Source organism: Streptacidiphilus melanogenes, from assembly GCF_000787835.1.
Lineage (GTDB): Bacteria > Actinomycetota > Actinomycetes > Streptomycetales > Streptomycetaceae > Streptacidiphilus > Streptacidiphilus melanogenes.
The window spans coordinates 122,737-143,083 of sequence record NZ_BBPP01000018.1; the positions used below are offsets into that span (position 1 = coordinate 122,737).

A 20,347-nucleotide genomic window follows, 5' to 3' on the forward strand; every position below is an offset into this window, starting at 1 on the left:
TCCGCGGAACGGTGTGGGTGCGAGCCGACCACCGTTCTATACCCCTGGGGGGTATGTTTCAAGGATCCCAGGGTCGCGTGGACGCGAGAAGGCCGCCCCCGCACGAGGCGGGAGCGGCCTTGGTCCAGCGGCGCGGACAGGGATGAAAGCCGCCGCTGGGGTAGTGCTACGGGATCAGTAGCCCTGGGTGCCGTAGGCGATGTTCTCGAAGGCGCCGTAGGTGGCGTTCGCGTAGCGGACCGCGGCGACGATGTTGTCGACCGGGTTCCAGATGTCGGTGTGACCCGGCAGCGCGTACGCGTCGAACGTCGGCACGATGGTCTGCATCAGACCCTCGGACGGGGTGCCCGCGGCGGCGTTGGAGTCCCAGTTGTTGACGGCGAGGGGGTTGCCGGAGGACTCGGTCATGGCACGCGCCTGGATGGCGGCGGCCGGCGGGACGTGGTCCCCGTGGGCGGCCAGGATGGCCTGCGCCTCGGCGATCCAGCCGCTCAGGTTGTTCGCGTAGACCGGCTGCGCGGCCTTGGCGGCGGCAGCGGCGGCGGCGGCCTTGGCGGCGGCAGCGGCCTTCGCCTGCGCGGCGGCCTTCGCCTGGGCGGCAGCCTTGGCCTGGGCCTCCTGCTGGGCCTTCGCCTTCGCGGCGGCGGCGGCCTTGGCCTGCTGGTCGGCCTTCGCCTTGGCGGCGGCCTGGGCGGCAGCCTGAGCCTTGGCCTTGGCCTCGGCGTCCGCCTTGGCCTTCGCCGCGGCGGCGGCCTTGGCCGCGTCCGCGGACTGGCTGGCCAGCGGGGCGCGCTGCTCGGAGCGGTTCGCGCTGTCCGTGGTGGGACGCGCGGCGGCGACGGTGCTGGCCGCGGCGGCGGTGTGGGTGGAGCCGGAGTCGTTGCCCGTGAGGGCCACAGCGGTGCCGGTAGCGGCGCCGGTGACCAGCAGGGCGGCGCCGATGCCGGCGGTGACGCGCCGGTTCAGGCGGGTCGCGGCGAGACGCTTGTTGAGCTGCACGAGGTTCAGGCGGATGCGGGGTCGCATGTCACTCCAATGTCGTCGGAACTGCCCGAGGCCGAGGGCGCACGAATCCCCGGCGAGCGCCGAGAACGGCGTCGCTACGAGTGGGGTCCCGCACACGGCGACATCGGGCTTCGCCCGACCGAGCAGGGGAGCGGCTCGGCGTTTGACAGGTCGGCGCTCTGTGCACCGGTCGCCGCGCTCCCGGCAGGCTCTCTGACCGCCTGCCTCGTGAACACTCACACGGGCTTCACAAACGGAGCAAGGGTTACCGCTAGTAAGTGGGGCGCGCCACAACAGGCCCGTGACCTGCGTCTCAGCGTTACTGGTGGGGTTGTTGACCCCTCGGAAGGCCGGAGGCCGCCCCCGCCGAACGGCGGGGGCGGCCTCCTTGCCGGGTCTCCCGAAGGACCGGCCGTGCACTGACCATCGGAGGGGTCGGGATGTCCCGATCGGTGGGGCTTCACCACAGTTGTCCCGGCAGTCTCTGCTGCCTCACGAGTCACAACCGTTTCGGCAGCCCCTATGTCCTCAAAGGCCCCGTTCGTCCCCGCCGTCTCATCCGGCCGGGCCGTTGCCGAGGACGACCCGGGCCGACTGGGCCTGGCCCCCGGAGTCGGTCCAGCCGAGCGTGACGGTGTCGCCCGGGTGGTGCTGGCCCAGGAGCGCGGTCAAGGTGTTCGGGTCGGGGACCGAGGCGCCGTCGACCGAGGTGATCACGTCGCCCGCGAGCAGTCCCAGGCGGTCCGCGGGAGAGTTGGGCACGACCTGGACGACGGCGGCGCCGTTCGTCGACGAGTACTGGTTCGCGGTGCCGACCCCGACGCCCAGCCAGGCCGTTGCGCCGATGTGCACGGTCGAGGAGGCGTGGCCCGCGGCGATCGCCTCGGCGGTGCTCTCCGCCTGGGTGGCCGGTATGGCGAAGCCCTCGGTCGGGGCGCTCTGGAACTGGTAGCCGACCGAGGCGGCGGTGTCGATGCCGATCACCTGGCCCTGGGCGTTCACCAGTGGACCGCCGGAGTCCCCGGCCTCGATCTGCGCGTCGACCTGGATCAGGCCGCTGAGCTGTTCGGAGCTGCCGGAGCCCTCGTCCGTGGCGGTGATCCGCTGGTCGAGCGCGGTGACCGAACCGGCCGCCTGGCTGGGCTGCCCGCCGCGCCCGCCGGCGTTGCCGAGAGCGGTGACCGCGTCGCCGACGGAGACCTGGGTGCCGGAGGCCAGGCTGAGGGTCTGCAGGCCGGAGGCGCCGTGCAGCTGGACCAGTGCCAGGTCGTGACTGCGGTCGTAGCCGATCACGGACGCGCCGTAGCTGTGGCCGTTGCCGATGTCCACAGCGGTCAGCGAGGTGGCGCCGTTGATCACGTGGTTGTTGGTGAGGACCATGCCGTCCGAGGTCAGCACGATGCCGGTGCCCGCGGCCTCGGTGCCCTGCAGTCCCTGCTCGCTCACCAGGTCGACGCTGCCCGCCGCGACCTGCGCCAGCGTCCGGGTCGTCGTGCCCGAACCCGCCGCCCCCAGCGACCCCGACCCCGACGACGGGGACGTCGAGGGAACCGTCCACGGTGAGGACGACCGCGTGGGCGACGTCGCCGTCGAGGAAGCCCCGAGCGTGCATCCGGCGACGCCCAGGGACACGGCTATCCCGCAGGCCGCCATTCCTGCTGCGTTCCACCTCATGGCGCCACCTCCGTGCTCGGCGCGCCTCCATTGCCTGACAGATCCGTGCCCGGTGGGCGGGAACGTCACGCGTGGGAGGAGTCGATTTGAAGGCCTTTCTCATGAAGCGCCCGGTCTCATGAGAGCGCCTTGGCAGTCACCGGAACCACCGCGGTTACTGCATCCGGGCCCTATTGCATCTGTCGGCGGGCCAGCTGGTGGAAGGGGCCGGAGGTGTCGGCGAGGAGGGCTGCGGGCGGTCCCTGCTGGACGATGCGGCCGCCGGCCATGACCAGGACCCGGTCGGCGTCGAGCACGGTCGACAGCCGGTGGGCGATCACGACACGGGTGGCGTGCAGCCGCCGGGTGCTCTCGATCACGATCCGCTGGGTCTCGTTGTCCAGCGCGCTGGTGGCCTCGTCGAAGAGCAGGATGCGGGGGCGGCGGACCAGCGCCTGAGCGATCATCAGGCGCTGCCGCTGGCCGCCGGAGACGGTGCCGCCGCCGTCGGAGAGGACCGTGTGCAAGCCCATCGGCATGGCCTTGATGTCGTCGGCGAGACCGGCCATCGCCGCCGCCTCCCAGACCTCCTCCATGCTGTGCGGCTCGGTGCCGCGGATGCAGTCCAGGATCGAGCCGTTGAAGGGCTGGGCGTGCTGCAGCACCACACCGCACTGGCGGCGCACCGCCGCCTGGTCGAGCGAGGCGAGGTCCTGGCCGTCGAAGAGGACCGCGCCCGACCCAGGGCGATCGAAGCCGATCAGCAGCCGCAGCAGCGTCGACTTGCCGCTGCCGCTCGCCCCGACCACGGCGACGAACTCGCCGGGCTCGATCCGGAAGGACACGTCGTCAAGCACCAGCGGCCCGTTCTCGGTGTAGCGGAAGGACAGGTCGCGGGCCTCGATCCCGCCCGACAGCGGGCCCGGCACGGCGCTGCCGCCGCGCACCTCGGGCACCTCCTCCAGGACCGGCTTGATCTGTTCGAACAGCGGCAGCGCGGAGACCACCGACAGCAGCGAGCCGGTGAGCTGGGTGACCGCGGTCAGCACCATCGTCACCGAGGTGCTGAAGGTGAGGAAGCTGCTCGCCGAGATGCTGCCCCGGGCCGGGCCGGCCAGCAGCATGAACATCGTGAGCATGCAGACGGGCAGGTAGACGGCGTTGCAGACGGTGATCAGGTTCTTGATCCGGCCCACCCGCCGCTGCATCTCGCGGCTGCGGGCGAACTCGCCCGCCCACGCCGCGTAGGCGAAGTCCCCGGCGGCGGCGACGCGCAGCTTGGGCAGCCCGCGCAGGGTCTGGAAGGCCTGGTTGTTGAGCTTGTTGCTGAGCACGGTCAGCCGCCGCTGCCAGCGCACCTGCCACAGGCCGAGGGCCAGGAAGACCGCCGCGATCACGACCAGCATCCCGACGGCGGCCAGGGCGAGCGGGACGCTGTAGCAGAGCAGCAGCACGAGGTTGACCAGACCGACCGTGCCCGCCTGGACGACCACCGTGCTGACCCCGGACAGCAGGCGACGGATGGCGCTGATCCCCATCGCGGCCGAGGCCAGCTCGCCCGTCGAGCGTCCGGCGAAGAACCGGGTGGGCAGCCGCAGCAGCCGGTCCCAGATCGCCGGTTGCAGGGTGGCCTCGACGCGGCCCTCCAGGCGCAGGATGGAGAGGTTCTCCATCAGCATGAACGCGGCCGACACCACGGTGGTGGCGACGATCGCCAGCGAGGTCTGCACGATCAGGTCGGTCTCGGCGTTCGGCACGTAGTCGCCGAGCACCTGCCCCGTCGCGATCGGCACCAGGGTGCCGAGTACCACCGCGACCAGCCCGCTGACGACCAGCCGATGCAGGTCCGGGCGGGTGCCGCGGACGCTGAAGCGCAGCAACCGCCAGGCGGAGAGCGGCTTTTCGGGCAGCGGCCGGTAGCACAGCACGGCGTACGGCTCGAACTGGTCCGCGTTCTCCTCGCGGATCCGGGTGCGCCGCTCGCCCAGCGGGTCCACCGACTCGTATCCGCCGCGACGCCACAGCAGCGCGACGGGCGTGCCGGACGCCGACCGGAAGCCGAGCAGCGGCCCGGCGTCCTGGCGCCACCAGCGGCCCTGGAGCCGCACCTGCCGGGTGCGGAAGCGGGAGGCGACCGCGATCCGCTCGATCGGCGAGAGCCGGTCGGACGCGGTTCCGCCGCCTGTGGGCGTGGTGATCGTGATCCCGGCGGCCGCGCCCACGATCCGGCAGGCGGCGAGGGTCACGTCGTCGAGACCGGGGCCGCCGCCCGCGGCGGCCGGTGTCGAGCCGTCCCGGCCTGCGCGCTGGAGGGAGGTGAGCAGGGCCTGGTCGGCGCGGGCGCGCGCCGCGTCGCCGGCCTTCACCCCGGCTTCGGCCCGGTCCTCGAAGGCCCGTTCCAGCTGGTCGATCCACCGGTCCAGGGCGAACAGCAGACGGCTCTGCTGGTCCACCAGCTGCTGCCAGGCGGCCGGGTCGACGAAGAGGTCCCCGGCCGTCTCCTGACTGTAGACGCCGCCGTGCACCAGACTGCCCGGGTGCAGCGAGAGCCACTGCATGTCCTCGCCCAGGTCGTCCATCACCACGTCGGGACCGGCCGAGCCGCCGCCCGCGCGGGCCTCGAAGAACAGCCGCAGGCTGCGTCCGATGCCGCGGGCGAAGGCGTCCTCCAGCGGGGAGAGCATCCCCTGTGCGCCGTAGTGCGCCCAGTCCGGCGCGTACTGGGGCGCGAACATCAGCTCCCGCAGCTGGATCCGGCGCAGCACGCAGCCCGCCTGGGGTCGGCCGACCACGGTGTGACGCGGCCCGTCGACGGGTCCGGGCAGCAGCGCGCCCGCGCCGAGGCGGCCGAGGAAGTGCCAGCGGCCCTCGAACAGCGCGTCCACGGCGAACAGATCCATCGCTCCGGCGATGACCAGCCACACCACGTGCGGGCCCTCCAGCGGCAGCCTCCGCACGCCGGTGCAGTCGACGGGCGTGCCGAGGCCGCCGAGCGCGGCGAGCACCCCGTCGTCGCCGGGCCGCGGCCGTGCGGACTCCTGGACGTAGCCCTGCGGGTACGCCTGCGCTCCGTGCGCTTCCTGCGCGACGTGCGCGATCTGCCCGGTGGACCACCCGGCCTGGGGATCCTGCGGTTCCTGCGGAAACTGCGGGGATTCGCCGAACGACACGTCAGTGCTCCCTGACCAGCTGGGCGTAGGGCCCTGCGGCCGCCACCAGTTCCTCGTGACGCCCGCGCTCGACGACGACGCCGCGGTCCAGCACGATGATCTCGTCGCTGTCCCGCACCGTGCTGAGCCGGTGCGCGATCACCACGCAGGCGCAGCCGCGACGGCGCAGATTGTCCATGACGGTCTGTTCGGTCTCCGCGTCCAGGGCGCTGGTCACCTCGTCGAGGACCAGCACGCTGGGCTGGCGCACCAGGGCGCGGGCGATCTCCAGCCGCTGGCGCTGGCCGCCGGAGAAGTTGCGGCCGTCCTGCTCGACCCGGCTGTGGATGCCGCCGGGACGCCGGGAGACGGCGTCGAGGACCGCCGCGTCCCGCAGCGCGGCGGTGACGGCCTCGTCGGACAGGGAGGGGTCCCAGAGCGCCACGTTGTCGCGGACCGTGCCCTCGAAGAGGAAGACGTCCTGGTCGACGAAGGAGACCGAGGCGGCCAGGGAGCTGCGCGGGATGTCGGTGAGCCGCCGTCCGTCAATGGTGATCTCGCCCTCCCACGGCTGGTAGAGACCGGAGATCAGCCGGGACACCGTGGACTTGCCGCTGCCCGAGCCGCCCACCAGGGCGACCTGACGGCCGGGGCCGACGTCGAGGGTCAGGCCCTTCAGCAGCGGCTGGTCCAGCGCGCTGTAGCCGAAGGTGACGTCCTCCAGCCGCACATGGCCGCTGAGCCGGCGCGCGCCTGCGACCGAGCGCGAGCTCGTCAGCCGCGCGTCGGCGGGGAAGCTCTCGACGTCCTTGAGCCGGGCCATGTCGGCGGTGAAGTCCTGGACGCGTCCGGCGACCCCGTTGAGCCGGGTGACCGGGGCCGTGAAGCTGGCCACGAGCGCCTGGAAGGCGACCAGCAGGCCGATCGAGATCTGGCCCTCGACCGCCCGCAGCCCGCCGATCAGCAGGATCAGCGCGGCGTTGAGCGCGGAGAGGGTGGGCGCGACGATGCTCAGCGCGGCGCTCGGCACGCCGAGACGCTGCTCGCCGACGAGCGTGATCGCGTGCAGGCCGGCCCAGCGTCGGAAGTACCCGGTCTCGCCGCCGGTGGCCTTCATCGTCTCGATCAGCTGGAGCCCGCTGTAGGAGGTGTTCGTCAGCCGCGCGCCGTCGGCGCGCAGCTTCTGCACGCCGGTGCCGCGGATGCGGACCACCACCCGCAGCGCCACCACGTTGAGCAGCGCGATGCCGATGCCGAGCACGGTCAGCTGCGGGTCGTACGTCCACAGCAGTACGGCGTACAGGACGACCACGACGGCGTCCACGCCGACCGCGGAGAGGTCCCTGGCCAGCGTCTCGGCCACGGAGTCGTTGGACTGGAGGCGCTGGACGAGGTCCGCGGGGTTGCGCTGGGTGAAGAAGGCCACCGGCAGTCGGAGCAGGTGACGCAGGAAGCGGGCGCTGCTGAGCGTGGACGCGATCATCCGGCCGCGCAGCAGGTTGGCCTGTTGGACGGCGGTCAGCACGCCGGTCAGCACCACCAGCGTCGCCATGGCCGCGAACAGCACCGGCAGCAGCGCGGTCTGGCCGCCGATCAGGAAGGAGTCGATGTAGGTGCGGCTCAGCGCGGGCATCGCCACGCCGACGGCGACCAGCAGCAGGCTGGCCGCGAGGACGGCGGGCGTGGTGCCCTTGGTTCCGCGCAGCCGCGCGGGCAGGGCGCTCAGCACGCCCGGCCGCTTGCCGCCCGGCCGGAACTGCGGGCCCGGCTCGAAGGTCAACACCACACCGGTGAAGCTGGAGTCGAAGTCCTCCTCGTCGACGAACCGGCGGCCGCGCGCGGGGTCGTTGAGCTGCACGCCGCGCCTGCCCAGGCGTCGGCCGGCGCCCTCGTAGACGACGAAGTGGTTGAACTCCCAGAACAGGATGGCGGGCGTGCGCACCTCGGCGGCCAGGGCCGCGGGCTCCATCTGCATGCCCTTGGCCGTCAGGCCGTAACCGCGCGCGGCCTTCAGCACGTTGCTGGCGCGGGAGCCGTCCCGGGAGACGCCGCAGGCGATCCGCAGCTCCTCGAGCGGCACGTGCCGTCCGTAGTGCCCGAGCACCATCGAGAGCGCGGCGGCGCCGCACTCCACCGCCTCCATCTGCAGCACGGTGGGGGTGCGCACGGTCCTCTGCCGCTTGGCGGGGCCCGCCGCGGGGCGCGCTCGGCCCCGGCCCTTCGCCGCTCGGCGGTTCGTTGCCGGGCCGTTCGCGGTGGGGCGGCCCGCGGCACGCGGGTTCACCGCGCGGCGGTCCGCGGCACGCGGGTTGGGGGCGGCGGCGCGTCGTCCGCTCACGGCAGGATCCAATCGATCGGGTGCTGTCCGGCCAGGTGCACGGCGGCGCTGACCAGCTCGGTGGACTGAAGCTGGTACGGCGGGCCCTGGGTGGTGGACCAGGCGTAGCCGGACCTGCTGCTGCCGAACCGCTCCAACTGGACCACCACCGCCACCGGTTCGCCCTGCGCGGTGAACGCCTGCGCGAGCTGGGCGCTGCCGAGGAAGCCGGCGATCTGCTGCTGCGACTCGGGGCTGCGGCCGACCGACAGGACCCTCCCGCGCAGCAGCCCGTACTGCTGCACGGGCACCGACTGGACTGTCAGGTCCACGTCCGCGCCGACGGGGATCGACGCGGCGGTGGTCGCGGAGGCGTAGAGGACGGCGACGAGCGGCTCGTCGGGGCTGGTGACGCGTTCGACGGTGGCGAGCTCGGAGCCGGTCGCGACGACCGAGCCGAGCGGGGCGGCCAGCGCGGTGATCCGGCCCGCCGACACCGTTCTGACGGTCTGGACCTTCTGGCTCGTGCCCGTGCGGACGCCGAACAGGGGGACCCCGGCGGCGAGGGTGTCGCCCGCGTTGGCGTAGACCGCGACCACCTGGCCGGCCACGGGGCTCTGCAGGGTGTAGCTGCCCTCGGCGTGGAAGAGGATGCCGGGCGCGCTCACCTTCGTGGAGACCGTTCCGGTCACCGCCCAGACGGCGGCGGCCGCCACCACCACCGCCGTGACCAGGAGCACGAGACGGCCCTGCGGTCGGGCCAGCTGTGCCGGCACGTCGAGTTCGTCGGGCGTCTGCTGTTTGGCCAGCGCCTGCTGCCGGAACTGCACAGGGTGTTTCTTTCCTCGGACTGCTCAGTCTCTTGAATCCGCGGCGCCGAATTGCGCCGGAATGAAAAAGGGCGCGATACAGGCCCCGGAACGCGTAGTCCCAGGGCCTGATCCCGAACCGTTCAGCTCGGCGTGGATATCCAGAAATCAGATACCCGTGACCACGTTGGTCAGGTTGCTGACGGTGCCGGTCATGCCGGCCAGGCCGGTGACCTCGGAGACCAGGCCGCCGACCGGGAGGACGGAGCCGACGCCGTTCAGCGCGTCCGAGATGCCGGACACGTGAACGCCGAGGCCGCCGACACCGTGCACGCCGGCACCGGCGCTGAGGCCGAGGCCACCGGCCACGCCGTCCAGGTCGGTGTCGTCGATCTCACGGGTCTCGACCTGCGGCGTGAAGTCGCTGCGCATGAGTGTTTTTCCTCTCAATGCTCTGAGCATTTCCAGTAGCGGGAACGGGTATATGCCCGCCCCTTTCTTGGCATGATCCAACCAGCCAGCGCTCGTATATGTCCACTCGGGGTGGCCGGGTTTTATTGTGAACGTTCGAGTCGGTTCGTGGGCGGACCCGTTTGCGAATTCGGCGGAATGATGGGGCTGCCGTGAACGAATGCGAACAAGGTGGCGCTGTTGCGTTCGTTCTGTGATGTCCCGGAGGGCGCGGTGTGTCCGATAAGGGCACACGTGTACCCAACGCGAAGAAGATACGGACGAACTGAGGAGCCGTCCGGAGTCTGCCGGGGCCGGTGGCCCTCGTGAAGATTCCGCGAAGCAATCGGCGGGCCACCCGCCGGATCGGCCCAGCATGCCCGGGCCGCGGGCGTCCTCGGAACCGACGATCGGCGGAGATGCGGCCCTCCGGCCGGTGGTACCCGACCACCGACCGGCTTGGCGAGGATGGGGCCCGGAACGCCCGCCCGCGCCTCAGTGGGCGGGGGCCGCCCCGGCCGTCGTGCTCGGCCGGGGCTCAAAGCCTCCGCGTCAGAAGTCGCTGACCCGGCGGTGGCTGGTGAGGCCCCAGATGACGAAGACGTCGACCGCGATCATCACGATCGACCAGAACGGGTAGTACGGCAGCCACAGGAACTGGGCGATCAGGCTCAGCCCGGCGATGCCGATGCCCGCCCAGCGCGCCCAGGTCCGGTCCGCGAGCAGGCCGACGCCGGCGAGGATCGCCAGGATGCCGAGCACGATGTGAACCCAGCCCCAGCCGGTCAGGTTGAACTGGTACACGTAGTGCGGAGTGGCGACGTACACCTTGTCCTTGGAGACCGCGGAGGCGCCCTCCAGCACCCCCAGGACCCCGCCGACCAGCAGCAGCACCGCCGCGAACACGACGGCGCCGGCGGCCAGCCGGCCTTCGTGCGCGCCCTTTCCCTGGGTCGGAGTCGGTGTGGTCATCTGCCTGCCTCCTCGCAGCTCGCCCGAGGTCGTCTCGGGTCAGCCTCCGTGAGGGACCGGCGCGGAGCGACCGGACGGGGCCGTTCGGGGGAGCCGCCCGAAACGCGGTCGGGGCCCGGTGATCGGAGGATCACCGGGCCCCGACGGGGCTGCTCGGGTCAGCGGACTGCTCGGGTCAGGCGACGTGCCAGATCATGCCGGGGGTGGTCGCGACCGACGCGGCCAGCACGGCGAGGTCGGCCAGGCCCAGCGCGATGCCGAGGCCGGCGCGGACCGGCCGGCCGGTGCGGCGGACCAGCGCGATCGTGGCCAGCACGATCGCGCACGGGCCGAGCACCAGGTTGAAGACGAGCAGGCCGAGCAGGCCGAGGATGAACGACGCGACGGCCATCTGGTCGGCGTCGAAGGTGCGTTGACGTTGGGTGAGGGTGTCCACGGGTTGCTCCGGGTCGCTGGTCAGTGCTGCTTGCGGCGGGCGAGGCGCTCGCGGGCGCCGAAGGCGAGCAGCCAGGCGGCGATCGCGGCCGCTCCGGTCGCGAGCACGGACGTGTCGGTGTGGAAGGCCGCGCCCGGCAGCAGGCTGAGGGCGGCGAGGGCGAAAAGGAGACTCACGGCGAGGCTCTTCTCTGGTCTCTGGCGGAGTGTGCAGACGGCGTGAACTTTCAGCGAACACTTGTGATGACAACTGTTCGCTGACTTCGCCAGTCTACGCCGGGTGGCGAATTTCAGCAAACAGTTGTTTACTCAATGGCGTGAGTCACACGACAGGGGTCCGGCAGGCCCAGAAGCAGCAGTCGCGCCGCGCGTTGATGGACGCGGCCCTGCACCTGCTGGAGCACCAGAGCTTCTCCAGCCTCGGCATGCGCGAGGTCACCCGCGAGGCCGGGATGTCACCGGCGGGCTTCTACCGGCACTTCCGCGACCTCGCCGATCTCGGGGTCGCCCTCGTCGAGGAGGCGCTCGCCAGCCTGCACGAGATGGTCCGCGCCGCCTTCAAGGAGCAGGGCGAGCCGGAGGAGCTGATAGACCACGCGGTCAGGGTGATCGCCGATCACGTCCGCGAGCACCGTGCGCACGTCCGCTTCGTCGCGCGCGAGCGGTTCGGCGGAGTGGCCCCGGTCCGCGAGGCGATCGCGGCCGAGCTGGAGCGCTTCACCGAGGAGGTGGCGCAGGCGCTGGCCGCCCAGCCGGTCTCGGCCGGCTGGGGCGCGGCGGACGTCCGGATGGTCGCCGAACTGTACGTGGACCACATGGTGCTGACGGCGGCGGCCCTGCAGCAGGCCGACGCCGAGACGGAACGGCAGATCACCGCGACGGCCCGCCGCCAGCTGCGCCTGATCAGCGTCGGGCGGCGGCACTGGGTTTCGGGCTGAGCTGAGCGTCGGCCCGCTTTCAGCCGAGGTTGAGCTGCCAGGAGACGCCGAACCGGTCGTTCACCCAGCCGAACCGGGTGCTGAACCCGTAGGAGCCGAGCGGCATCAGCTCCTGCCCGCCCTCGGCAAGCTGTCCGAACAGCCGGTCGATCTCCTCCCCGCTGTCGCACCGGACGTACAGGGAGACCGAGGGCGTGAAGCCGAAGGCGTGCCGGGCCGGACTGTCGATGCACATGAACGACTGCCCGGCCAGGGAGAAGAGGGCATGCCGCACGGTCCCCTCCAGGCCGTCCTGGTCCGGGCCGTAGCGGTCCACGGACACCACCTCGCCGTCGTCGAACAGCGAGGTGTAGAAGCCCATCGCCTCCTCGGCGCGGCCCTCGAACATGAGGAACGTGGTGATCTTCTGCCGGGACGTCGCGATGGCCATCGGGATCCACCTCCGGAGCTGGTCGCGGTGCGGGAACGCTGACGCTGTCGGGTCTACACCAGCCGGGGGCGGTATTCCCGAACCGCCGCGCATCGAGCAGGATGATCGACACCGGACATGTCAGCACCTCGGGGGGACCACGCCCATGAGCAGCACACCGACGAACGCGGCGGCGACCACTGCGCGCCGCGTCGCCGACGACCACGTCGCCCGCGTCGCCGCCCTGGACCCCGGCGTGACCACCTGGTTGGGGCTGGACCCGACCGACGACCGGATGCCGGACCTCTCGCCGCAGGGATGCGACGCGCTCGCGGACCTGGCCCGTGACGCGCTGCGGCGACTGGACGCACTCCCCGGCGACGCGGCCGCGGACCCGGCCGAGCAGGTCTGCACCCGGCTGCTGCGCGAGCGGCTCACCTCCGAGCTGCAGGTGCACGACGCGGGCGAGCACTTCCGCGCGGTGCGCAACCTCCACGCCCCCGCGCACCAGCTGCGCGGCATCCTCACCCAGATGCCCACCGTCACCGAGGAGGACTGGATTCCCGTGCTCGGGCGGCTGCGCAAGCTCCCCGCCGCACTGGAGGGCCACCGGGCCACCCTGGTCGAAGGCGTCAAGCGCGGCCTGCTGGCCGCACCCCGGCAGGCCGAGGTGCTCGCCGCCCAGCTGACCGAGTGGACCGGCGAGGAGAGCGGCACCGCCGGCTGGTTCGCCGAGTTCGTCGAGCCCGCCCCTGCGCCGCTCCGCCCGGAGCTCGACGCCGCGGCCCGTGCCGCCACGGAGGCGGTCGCCGGGTTCCGGGACTGGCTGCGCACGGACTACGCGGCCGCCGCGCAGGGCACCCCGGACGCCGTGGGCCGGGAGCGCTACCTGGTGTGGGCCCGTCAGTTCACCGGTTCCGACATCGATCCGGCCGAGACCTACGCCTGGGGCTGGGAGGAGTTCCACCGCGTTTGGGCCGAGCTGCGCGCGGAGGCGGAGCGCGTGCTGCCCGGCGCGACGGTGCGGGAGGCGCGGGAGCACCTGAACCGGCACGGCCACATCGTGCAGGGGGCCGAAGCCATGCGGGCGTGGCTCCAGCAGATCATGGAGGACGCGATCGCGGCCCTCGACGGGACCCACTTCGACATCGCCGGACCGCTGCGCCGCGTGGAGACCCGGATCGCACCGGCCGGCAGCGCGGCCGCGCCCTACTACAGCGGCCCGAGCCTGGACTTCAGCCGCCCGGGCCGCACCTACCTGCCCTTGGCCAACGGCGACGCGCAGGAGCGGTTCCACACCTGGCGGCTGGTCAGCACCTGGTACCACGAGGGGGTCCCGGGCCATCACCTGCAGATCGCCTCCTGGGCGGCGGAGGCGGAGCGGCTCTCGCGCTACCAGGTCACGCTCGGCAAGATCAGCGCCAATGTCGAGGGCTGGGCCCTGTACGCGGAGCGCCTGATGGACGAGTTGGGCTTCCTCACCGACCCGGCGCGCCGACTCGGCTACCTGGGCAAGCAGATGATGCGCATCGTCCGGGTGATCGTCGACATCGGCATGCACCTGGAGCTGGCGATCCCGGCCCACTCCCCGTTCCGCCCTGGTGAGCGCTGGACCCCGGAGCTGGCCACGGACTTCATGGACGACTACGTCGGCATGCCGCCGGCGGCCCGGGACAGCGAGATCCTCCGCTACCTCGGCCGCCCCGGCCAGGCCATCGGCTACAAGCTCGGTGAACGCGCCTGGCTCGCCGGCCGCGAGGCGGCCCGCACCCGCCAGGGGAGCGCCTTCGACCTCAAGGCCTGGCACATGGCCGCCATCCGCCAGGGCTCCCTCGGTCTGGACGACCTGACGGACCAGCTCGCCGTGCTCTGACGCGGCCGAGCCGAGCCTGTCTCAGGCGGTCGGGGCCGGATGCGGGTCACGGAAGGTGAACGCATCCGGCCCCGAGCCGTGTTCGCGCAGCACGGCGATGCGTTCCATGGCCTCGGCGACGGTCGGCCGGTGGCCGGCCGGGACCCACCACATGGCCTGGTGCGCCTCGGTCATCCGGGTGAACCACTCGCGGCGCCGGCTGAGCACCCGCAGGTGGTCGCTGCGGTAGACGTAGTCGCGCAGCGCCTCGACCGACTCCCAGACCGAACAGTTGACCAGCAGCAGGTCGTCGGCGCCGTCCGGCCGCAGCGCGGTGGCGTCCGCGCCGTCGTCGTCGACCATGCGCCAGACGAAGCCCGGCGACTCCTCGGCGAGTTTGTTGATCGCGGGCAGTTCCGCCACGAAGCCCGCGAGCTCGGGTCCGTCGATCGGGCCGACGATGCGTCCGATGTTGACCTGCGCGAGATGAAAGCCAGTCATGGAGCAAGGATGACGGCACCCTTGCTCTATCGTCAATGAGATTTGTTTTTAGAAACTCGTCAGACCCTTCGAAGGGCGACGCAGCAGTGTCCTGGACCCGGTGACATCTCCGCCGACCACCGGTCCGCCGCCCCGTCCGGCCCGGCGACCAGCCCCTCGACCAGTGCCAGGTTCATCCCGCAGACCAGCGCCGGGAACTCCTCGGCGAGAGAGTGGAACGGACAGTTGCGCAGCCGCACCACGTCCTCGTCGCCCGCCTCCCGGAACGGCTCGTAGCCGTGCGCCCGGAGCGTCTCGACGGCGTCGCCCGTCGCCTGCTCCGCCCCGCGCTCGCGGGCGACCGCCTGCAGCTCGCGGTCCAGCCCGGCGCGCTCCACCGCCTCCGCCAGCAGGCGGCCGGCGGCGTCGTAGGCGCGAGGGGGCAGCGACAGTGTGTGCTCGCGCCCGGCCCGCCGGTACAGCTTGGCGGGACGCCCGGCGCCCGGGCCGGACCGGCCCGAGAGCCGCCGGAAGACCGTCTCCAGCAGCCCCGTCTCGACGAGCCGGTCCAGGTGGAAGGCGGCGAGCGAGCGCGAGATTCCGGCGGCCTCGGCCGCGGCGTCCCGCCCGACCGCGTCGGGCGCGGCCGCGACGAACCGGTAGAGCCTGCGCCGCACCGGATCGCCGAGGGCTCCCAGCGCGGCGAGCGCCGCGTCCTCGGCGTCCTCAGGGCGCTCGGGGTGCTCGGGCTCGTGCAGCGGGTCGGTCATCGGACGAGTCTACGGTCGGTGCGCGGTGACGACGAAGTAGTCCAGGACCCGCCCCTCGTAGGCCCGTCGGAAGTTGCGCGGCCAGGTGTCCGCCGCCCACCAGCGGCTGAGCCAGAGATCCCAGCCGGGCCAGACGTCCGCGCCGATCGACTCGACGCGCACGTCCGCGAGCCCGGCCGCGGTGAACGCGTCCGCGAGAGCGGCAACCGGCCGCGCGATGTCGAGACCGTCGGCGAAGGTGGGCAGCAGCGTCGCCAGCTCCTCGGGCCGGCCGGGCACGTCGTCCACGGTGAAGAAGCTGGTGACCGCCGCGCGGCCGTCGGGCCGCAGCACGCGCGCCGTCTCCGCCGCGAAGGCGGCGAGGTCGGGGAAGTGCTGGGCGGCCTCGACGCTCAGCACGGCGTCGAACTCGCCGTCCCCGAACGGCATCCGCTCTGCCGCGCCCTGGACGAACCGCAGCCGGCCGCGCTCCGCACGCAACAGCTCGGCGTGCGTCTCGCGCGCCCGCCGCAGCTGCTCCGGATGGATGTCCAGCCCCGTCACCGCCGTGGGTCCGTACTCCCGCAGCGTCACCGCGCACCCCATCCCGAGACCGCAGCCCACCTCCAGCACCACCGGCTCCTGCGGCAGCCCGGCGGAGTCCAGCACCCGCCGGTAGAGATCCTCCTGACTCCGCACCCGCTCCGCCTCACCGAGCGGGAGCCCGAGGTCGACCCCCCGCCAGTAGCCGAAGTTGATGAACCCTCCGGCGAACATCGGCTGCGCACTCAGATCCGTGGGCCCGTACACCTCCCGCACCGCGGCGCGCATCCCGGTCCCGTCCTGCCGAGTCTCCTCCGCCACCGTGCCGTACCTCCCGCGAGAGCCGTCTTCAGCGAGTCGTTCCTGACCATCCTGCCTTTCCCGCAGGGTGCGATGTCACTCGCCGGGAACCACGCCTTCGCGTGTCACGAGGCAGAAGGGGTGCCCGACCGGGTCGGCGTACACCCGATCGCCGATGGGCTGGAGTACGACGTAACGGCCGTGTCCTCCACTCGTGAGAGCGACAGCAGGCTCTCGTAGAAGCAGGCGAGCTCGGAGGGATCGGGGCAGTCGATGACGAGAGAGAACAGACGTCCGATCATGTGAGCACTATGGCGTAGGCATGGGGGTGGCGGGACGGTGTTCAGCCTGAGCCGGTGGCGACGACGGCGCAGACGAGGGCGCCGAGGAGGAGGAAGGCGAGGAGGAGGGCGGCCTGCCAGACGGAGTGGCCGAGGGGGCGGCGGAGCCGCATGCGGTGTTGGCGGCGGCGCCACTGGACGTAGCCGGTGACGGCGGTGGCCATGGCGAGGGTGATGAGGTAGGCGGAGAGGGCGAGCCGGAGCCGGAAGGGTGCGACGCCGCCCAGGGGGAGGATGGCCAGCGAGCCCGCGAGCAGGGCGAGCGAGGTGCGGGTCCAGGCCAGGAAGGTCCGCTCGTTGGCGAGGGTGGCGCGGTAGTCCGGCTCCTCGCCCTGCTCCCACCAGGGTCGCTCCGCATCCTTCGGATCCGGCGTAGCCATCTCGGTGCTCCCGCTGCTCGGTGCCGTGCCGCGCCCGTGGGATCCATCCCTATCACCCGGTGAGGGGAAATTCCTGTCGTACCTCTGGGCATTGCGTTTACCGCACGGTAACTTACTCGGGCGTCAGGTCCATGTGTGATCCGTTTCACGATCCCTGGGGGACTTATGCCCAGAAGAGCCGCCCGTCTCCTGGCCACCGCCGTCGTCGCGGCGACGACCGTCGCCGTCACCCCGGCCGTCGCCGCGCAGGCCGCCACCGCCGCACAGGCCGGAGCCGCGACAACGGCCGCGGCGAGCGACGCGTTCTACAGCTATGACGGCAGTCGGCCCCTCGACTCCTTCGCGCCCGGAGACGTGCTGAAGGAGCGGACGCTGCAGTACCACATCCTCGGCGTGCCGACGCCGGTGAAGGTGGTTCAGCTGCTCTACCGCACGGTCGACGCGCAGGGACGCGCCGTCGCCAACGTGACCTCGGTGGTGCGCAGCCTGAGCGGTGACGGCGCCAAGGCCGTGTCCTACCAGTCGTTCTACGATTCGCTGAACCCCGAGGACGGCCCCTCCCGCGCCATCGCGGGCGACCTCAGCCTGGGCGGCGTGATCCCGAACGCCGAGTCCATCCTGCTGGCGCCGCTGCTGGCGCAGGGCTACAACCTGGTCATCCCGGACACCGAGGGGCAGTCCGCCGACTTCGCGGCCGGTCCGGAGTACGGGGCCGCCACGCTGGACTCGATCCGGGCTGCCACCAGGGCCGCGGACACGGGGCTGGACGGCGACACCGCCTTCGGCCTGATCGGCTACTCCGGCGGCGCGATCGCCACGAACTGGGCGGCCGCCCTGGCCCCGGCGTACGCGCCGGAGGTGAACCGGAAGCTGGTCGGCTTCGCCGAGGGCGGCCTGCTGGTGGACCCCGCGCACAACCTCAAGTACGTGGACGGCTCGCTGGCCTGGTCCGGCGTCATCCCCATGGCGCTGATCGGCGTGGCCCGCTCCTACGGCCTGGACCTCACGCCGTACCTGAGCAGCTACGGCCTCAAGGTCTACAACGGCCTGCAGCAGGGCTCGATCGTGAACGCGATCGGCGAGTACCCCGGGCTGACCTGGAAGAAGATGGCGAAGCCGCAGTATGCGAACCCCGACTCGGTGCCGGCCTTCGTCAACGCGGTGAACAAGATCAACCTCGGCTCGGCCGCCACCCCGACCATCCCCGGCTACATCGGCCAGGGCGACGGAGGCGTCTTCGAGGGGACGTTCAGCAACGTCCCCGGCATCGGGACCGGCGACGGCGTGATGGTCGCCGGCGACGTGCGCGCGCTCGCGCGGCAGTACTGCGCCACCGGCGACAGCGCGATCGACTACCAGCAGTTCGACGTGCTCAGCCACATCGGCACGGCCGTGCCCTGGGCCGTGGCCGCCATCGGCTACCTGAACGACCGCTTCGCGGGTCACGCCGCCCCGTCCGACTGCGGCCGCATCGCCGCGGGCAACTCCCTCGCGCCGGAGGTGCCGACGTCGGGTTCGTGAACCGACGGGTATCCGAGCGGGCGCGGCTCAGTCGCGCCCGCTCACGCGTCGGCCCTGGCGTGAATGTGACTTGGCATGTTCCCGCCAGTACGGCCAACTTCCCCCACCGCCAGTGGTGGCACGAGCATGCGCCTGTCCCGCGTCGGCGGCAGGCCGACGTCCACCGGTACCGCTCTGCATGTCAGGAGAGACATGTCCGGACTGGCTCGAAAAGGACCCTTAGCCCTCGCCGGCACGCTGGTCGCCGCGATGGCGCTGGCCGCACCCGCGCTGGCCACACCCGCGTCTGCCCTCGCCCCGGCTGCGTCCCACGGCCACGGCACGACCCCGGCCACCGCCCCGGCTCTCACCCAGGTGAGCAGCGACCCGTACTCCGACTCTCAGGCTCAGCACGCCACCGAGGTCGAGCCGGACACGTTCAGCTTCGGCAGCACCATCGTCTCCGCCTTCCAGGTCGGCCGGGTCACCGGGGGCGGCGCGTCCAACGTCGGCTGGGCCACCTCGACCGACGGCGGCCAGACCTGGACGCACGGGTTCATGCCCGCCACCACGGCCAACACCGGCGGCCCGTACGGCCAGGTCAGCGACGCCTCGGTGGCCTACGACGCCAAGGACGGCGTCTGGATGGTCTCCTGGCTGGGCATCACCTCCGGGAACGACGTCGACGTGGAGCTGAGCCGCTCCACCGACGGCGGCCACACCTGGGGCAACCCTGTTGCGGTAGCCACTGGGGCTTCCTACGACAAGAACTGGACGGTCTGCGACGACCACGCGGCCAGCCCGTACTACGGCCACTGCTACACCGAGTACGACGACGCGGGCGCCGGCGACATCGAGCACATGCGCACCTCGACCGACGGCGGACAGACGTGGGGCTCCCAACTGGGTCCGTCCGACAGCCCGAGCGGCCTCGGAGGACAGCCGGTGGTGCAGCCGAACGGCACCGTCGTCGTGCCGTTCTCCTCGGCCAGCTCCAACGCCGAGCGCTCCTTCGTCTCCACCAACGGCGGCACCAGTTGGGGCTCCAGCGTGCAGATCGCCACCGTCTCCCACCACACGGTGGCCGGACTGGACGATGACGACGCCGCGACCGACATCACCAAGCAGGCGAGCCCGCGCGACACGCTGCGCGAGAGCCCGCTGCCGTCGGCCGAGATCGACGCGTCCGGCAAGGTCTACGCGGTCTGGTCCGACTGCCGCTTCCGCAGCGGCTGTCCGAGCAACGACATCATCATGTCGACGTCCACCAACGGCACTTCGTGGAGCACGCCGGTGCGGGTGCCGATCGACGCGGCCACCAGCACCGTGGACCACTTCACACCGGGCATCGGGGTGGACCCGAACAGCTCGGGCGCCACCGCGCGCATCGGGCTGACGTACTACTACTACCCGAACGCGAACTGCACGGACACCACCTGCCAGCTCGACGCGGGCTACGTCTCCTCCACCGACGGCGGCACCACCTGGACCCCGCAGGTCCAGCTGGCCGGTCCGATGACGCTGGCCTGGCTGCCCAACACCAGCCAGGGCCGCATGTTCGGCGACTACATCTCCACCTCCGTCCTCGCCGGAGGCAACGCCGTCACGGTCATCCCCGTGGCCCAGGCTCCCAGCGGGAGCACCTTCCACATGGCGATGTACGCCCCCACCGGCGGGCTTCCCGTCGGCACGTCCACGGGTGGCAACACCGTCACGGTCACCAACCCGGGAAACCAGAACGGCACCGTCGGCTTCGCGGCGTCGCTGCAGATCAGCGCAACGGACTCGGGCGGCGCGGCCCTGACCTACTCCGCCACGGGCCTTCCGGCGGGTCTGTCGGTCTCCTCGTCCGGTCTGATCTCCGGCACCCCGACCACGGCGGGGACCTCGAACGTGACCGTCACCGCCACGGACAGCACCGGAGCGTCGGGCTCGGCGTCGTTCACCTGGACGATCGGCCCCGGCGACACCGAGACCGTCACGGTCACCAACCCGGGCAACCAGACCACGACAGCCGGTACGACGGTCTCGCTGCAGGTCTCCGGTTCCGACTCGGTGGGCAAGT

The 20,347-nt window shown here is 72.0% G+C and carries 18 protein-coding genes; 4 read left to right on the plus strand and 14 right to left on the minus strand.

Translation table 11 applies throughout. The annotated features are described in order from the left end of the window. Window positions 1-174: 174 nt before the first annotated feature. The 9 genes from TR49_RS20525 to TR49_RS44560 form a co-directional block, all read right to left on the minus strand. On the minus strand, window positions 175-1,026 hold the full coding sequence (locus TR49_RS20525) for a lytic transglycosylase domain-containing protein (protein WP_042383553.1): 852 nt from the start codon (window positions 1,024-1,026) through the stop codon (window positions 175-177). 534 nt (window positions 1,027-1,560) lie between these two features. Then, entirely contained in the window at window positions 1,561-2,451 is an 891-nt protein-coding gene (locus TR49_RS20530) for a S1C family serine protease (protein WP_160311622.1), read from the minus strand. Window positions 2,452-2,849: 398 nt separating this feature from the next. Beyond that, window positions 2,850-5,663, minus strand: a complete 2,814-nt coding sequence (locus TR49_RS20535; RefSeq protein ID WP_042383626.1) for an NHLP bacteriocin export ABC transporter permease/ATPase subunit — start codon at window positions 5,661-5,663, stop codon at window positions 2,850-2,852. Between the two features lie 166 nt (window positions 5,664-5,829). After that, window positions 5,830-8,091, minus strand: coding sequence for an NHLP family bacteriocin export ABC transporter peptidase/permease/ATPase subunit (locus tag TR49_RS20540; protein ID WP_042383628.1), 2,262 nt, complete (start codon window positions 8,089-8,091; stop codon window positions 5,830-5,832). Window positions 8,092-8,141: 50 nt separating this feature from the next. Further along, window positions 8,142-8,954 carry an HlyD family efflux transporter periplasmic adaptor subunit gene (locus TR49_RS20545; RefSeq protein ID WP_042383554.1) on the minus strand — a complete coding sequence of 271 codons (813 nt, stop codon included), beginning with the start codon at window positions 8,952-8,954 and terminating at the stop codon, window positions 8,142-8,144. Between the two features lie 147 nt (window positions 8,955-9,101). After that, the gene (locus TR49_RS20550; protein WP_042383555.1) at window positions 9,102-9,365 is read right to left on the minus strand and encodes a hypothetical protein; all 264 of its coding nucleotides are present in this window, start codon (window positions 9,363-9,365) and stop codon (window positions 9,102-9,104) included. A 570-nt stretch (window positions 9,366-9,935) separates the two neighbouring features. Beyond that, window positions 9,936-10,355, minus strand: coding sequence for a DUF7144 family membrane protein (locus TR49_RS20555; RefSeq protein WP_042383556.1), 420 nt, complete (start codon window positions 10,353-10,355; stop codon window positions 9,936-9,938). Between the two features lie 175 nt (window positions 10,356-10,530). Beyond that, window positions 10,531-10,791 (minus strand): DUF4190 domain-containing protein, encoded by a 261-nt coding sequence (locus TR49_RS20560; RefSeq protein ID WP_152627372.1) that lies wholly within the window; start codon window positions 10,789-10,791, stop codon window positions 10,531-10,533. A 20-nt stretch (window positions 10,792-10,811) separates the two neighbouring features. Continuing rightward, a complete protein-coding gene (locus tag TR49_RS44560; RefSeq protein WP_169789998.1) occupies window positions 10,812-10,967 on the minus strand; it encodes a hypothetical protein in 156 nt (51 codons plus the stop codon). A gap of 140 nt (window positions 10,968-11,107) precedes the next feature. Between TR49_RS44560 and TR49_RS20565 the strand changes: the two genes are divergently transcribed. Further along, the gene (locus tag TR49_RS20565; RefSeq protein ID WP_042383557.1) at window positions 11,108-11,728 is read left to right on the plus strand and encodes a TetR family transcriptional regulator; all 621 of its coding nucleotides are present in this window, start codon (window positions 11,108-11,110) and stop codon (window positions 11,726-11,728) included. A gap of 19 nt (window positions 11,729-11,747) precedes the next feature. Here the strand turns inward: TR49_RS20565 and TR49_RS20570 are convergent, their stop codons facing one another. Beyond that, complete coding sequence (locus TR49_RS20570) at window positions 11,748-12,158, minus strand: VOC family protein (protein WP_042383558.1); 411 nt, start codon at window positions 12,156-12,158, stop codon at window positions 11,748-11,750. Window positions 12,159-12,303: 145 nt separating this feature from the next. On the opposite strand from TR49_RS20570, the gene TR49_RS20575 reads away from it, so the two are divergent. Further along, a complete protein-coding gene (locus TR49_RS20575) occupies window positions 12,304-14,010 on the plus strand; it encodes a DUF885 domain-containing protein (protein WP_042383559.1) in 1,707 nt (568 codons plus the stop codon). A 21-nt stretch (window positions 14,011-14,031) separates the two neighbouring features. On the opposite strand, the gene TR49_RS20580 is transcribed toward TR49_RS20575, so the two are convergent. The 4 genes from TR49_RS20580 to TR49_RS20595 all read right to left on the minus strand — a co-directional run bounded on the left by TR49_RS20580 (window position 14,032) and on the right by TR49_RS20595 (window position 16,782). Next, on the minus strand, window positions 14,032-14,490 hold the full coding sequence (locus tag TR49_RS20580; protein WP_042383560.1) for a DUF3291 domain-containing protein: 459 nt from the start codon (window positions 14,488-14,490) through the stop codon (window positions 14,032-14,034). Window positions 14,491-14,549: 59 nt separating this feature from the next. Further along, window positions 14,550-15,239: a helix-turn-helix transcriptional regulator gene (locus TR49_RS20585; protein WP_042383561.1), complete on the minus strand. Its 690-nt coding sequence runs from the start codon at window positions 15,237-15,239 to the stop codon at window positions 14,550-14,552. A gap of 9 nt (window positions 15,240-15,248) precedes the next feature. Next, complete coding sequence (locus TR49_RS20590) at window positions 15,249-16,082, minus strand: class I SAM-dependent methyltransferase (protein WP_369405329.1); 834 nt, start codon at window positions 16,080-16,082, stop codon at window positions 15,249-15,251. Window positions 16,083-16,404: 322 nt separating this feature from the next. Next, window positions 16,405-16,782, minus strand: coding sequence for a YidH family protein (locus TR49_RS20595; RefSeq protein ID WP_042383565.1), 378 nt, complete (start codon window positions 16,780-16,782; stop codon window positions 16,405-16,407). Between the two features lie 165 nt (window positions 16,783-16,947). Here TR49_RS20595 and TR49_RS20600 point away from each other — a divergent pair, with 165 nt between their 5' ends. Next, on the plus strand, window positions 16,948-18,303 hold the full coding sequence (locus tag TR49_RS20600; RefSeq protein ID WP_042383569.1) for a lipase family protein: 1,356 nt from the start codon (window positions 16,948-16,950) through the stop codon (window positions 18,301-18,303). 192 nt (window positions 18,304-18,495) lie between these two features. Beyond that, window positions 18,496-20,347 (plus strand): putative Ig domain-containing protein (locus TR49_RS20605; RefSeq protein ID WP_084725142.1); only part of this gene is annotated, 1,852 nt, incomplete at its 3' end.

Excerpts from the sequence above, each read along its gene's own strand:
- TR49_RS20600 (WP_042383569.1), top strand. The coding sequence starts at position 16,948 with ATGCCCAGAAGAGCCGCCCGTCTCCTGGCCACCGCCGTCGTCGCGGCG.
- TR49_RS20595 (WP_042383565.1), bottom strand. The coding sequence starts at position 16,782 with ATGGCTACGCCGGATCCGAAGGATGCGGAGCGACCCTGGTGGGAGCAG.
- TR49_RS20555 (WP_042383556.1), bottom strand. The coding sequence starts at position 10,355 with ATGACCACACCGACTCCGACCCAGGGAAAGGGCGCGCACGAAGGCCGG.
- TR49_RS20550 (WP_042383555.1), bottom strand. The coding sequence starts at position 9,365 with ATGCGCAGCGACTTCACGCCGCAGGTCGAGACCCGTGAGATCGACGAC.
- TR49_RS20570 (WP_042383558.1), bottom strand. The coding sequence starts at position 12,158 with ATGGCCATCGCGACGTCCCGGCAGAAGATCACCACGTTCCTCATGTTC.
- TR49_RS20585 (WP_042383561.1), bottom strand. The coding sequence starts at position 15,239 with ATGACCGACCCGCTGCACGAGCCCGAGCACCCCGAGCGCCCTGAGGAC.
- TR49_RS20575 (WP_042383559.1), top strand. The coding sequence starts at position 12,304 with ATGAGCAGCACACCGACGAACGCGGCGGCGACCACTGCGCGCCGCGTC.
- TR49_RS20580 (WP_042383560.1), bottom strand. The coding sequence starts at position 14,490 with ATGACTGGCTTTCATCTCGCGCAGGTCAACATCGGACGCATCGTCGGC.
- TR49_RS20525 (WP_042383553.1), bottom strand. The coding sequence starts at position 1,026 with ATGCGACCCCGCATCCGCCTGAACCTCGTGCAGCTCAACAAGCGTCTC.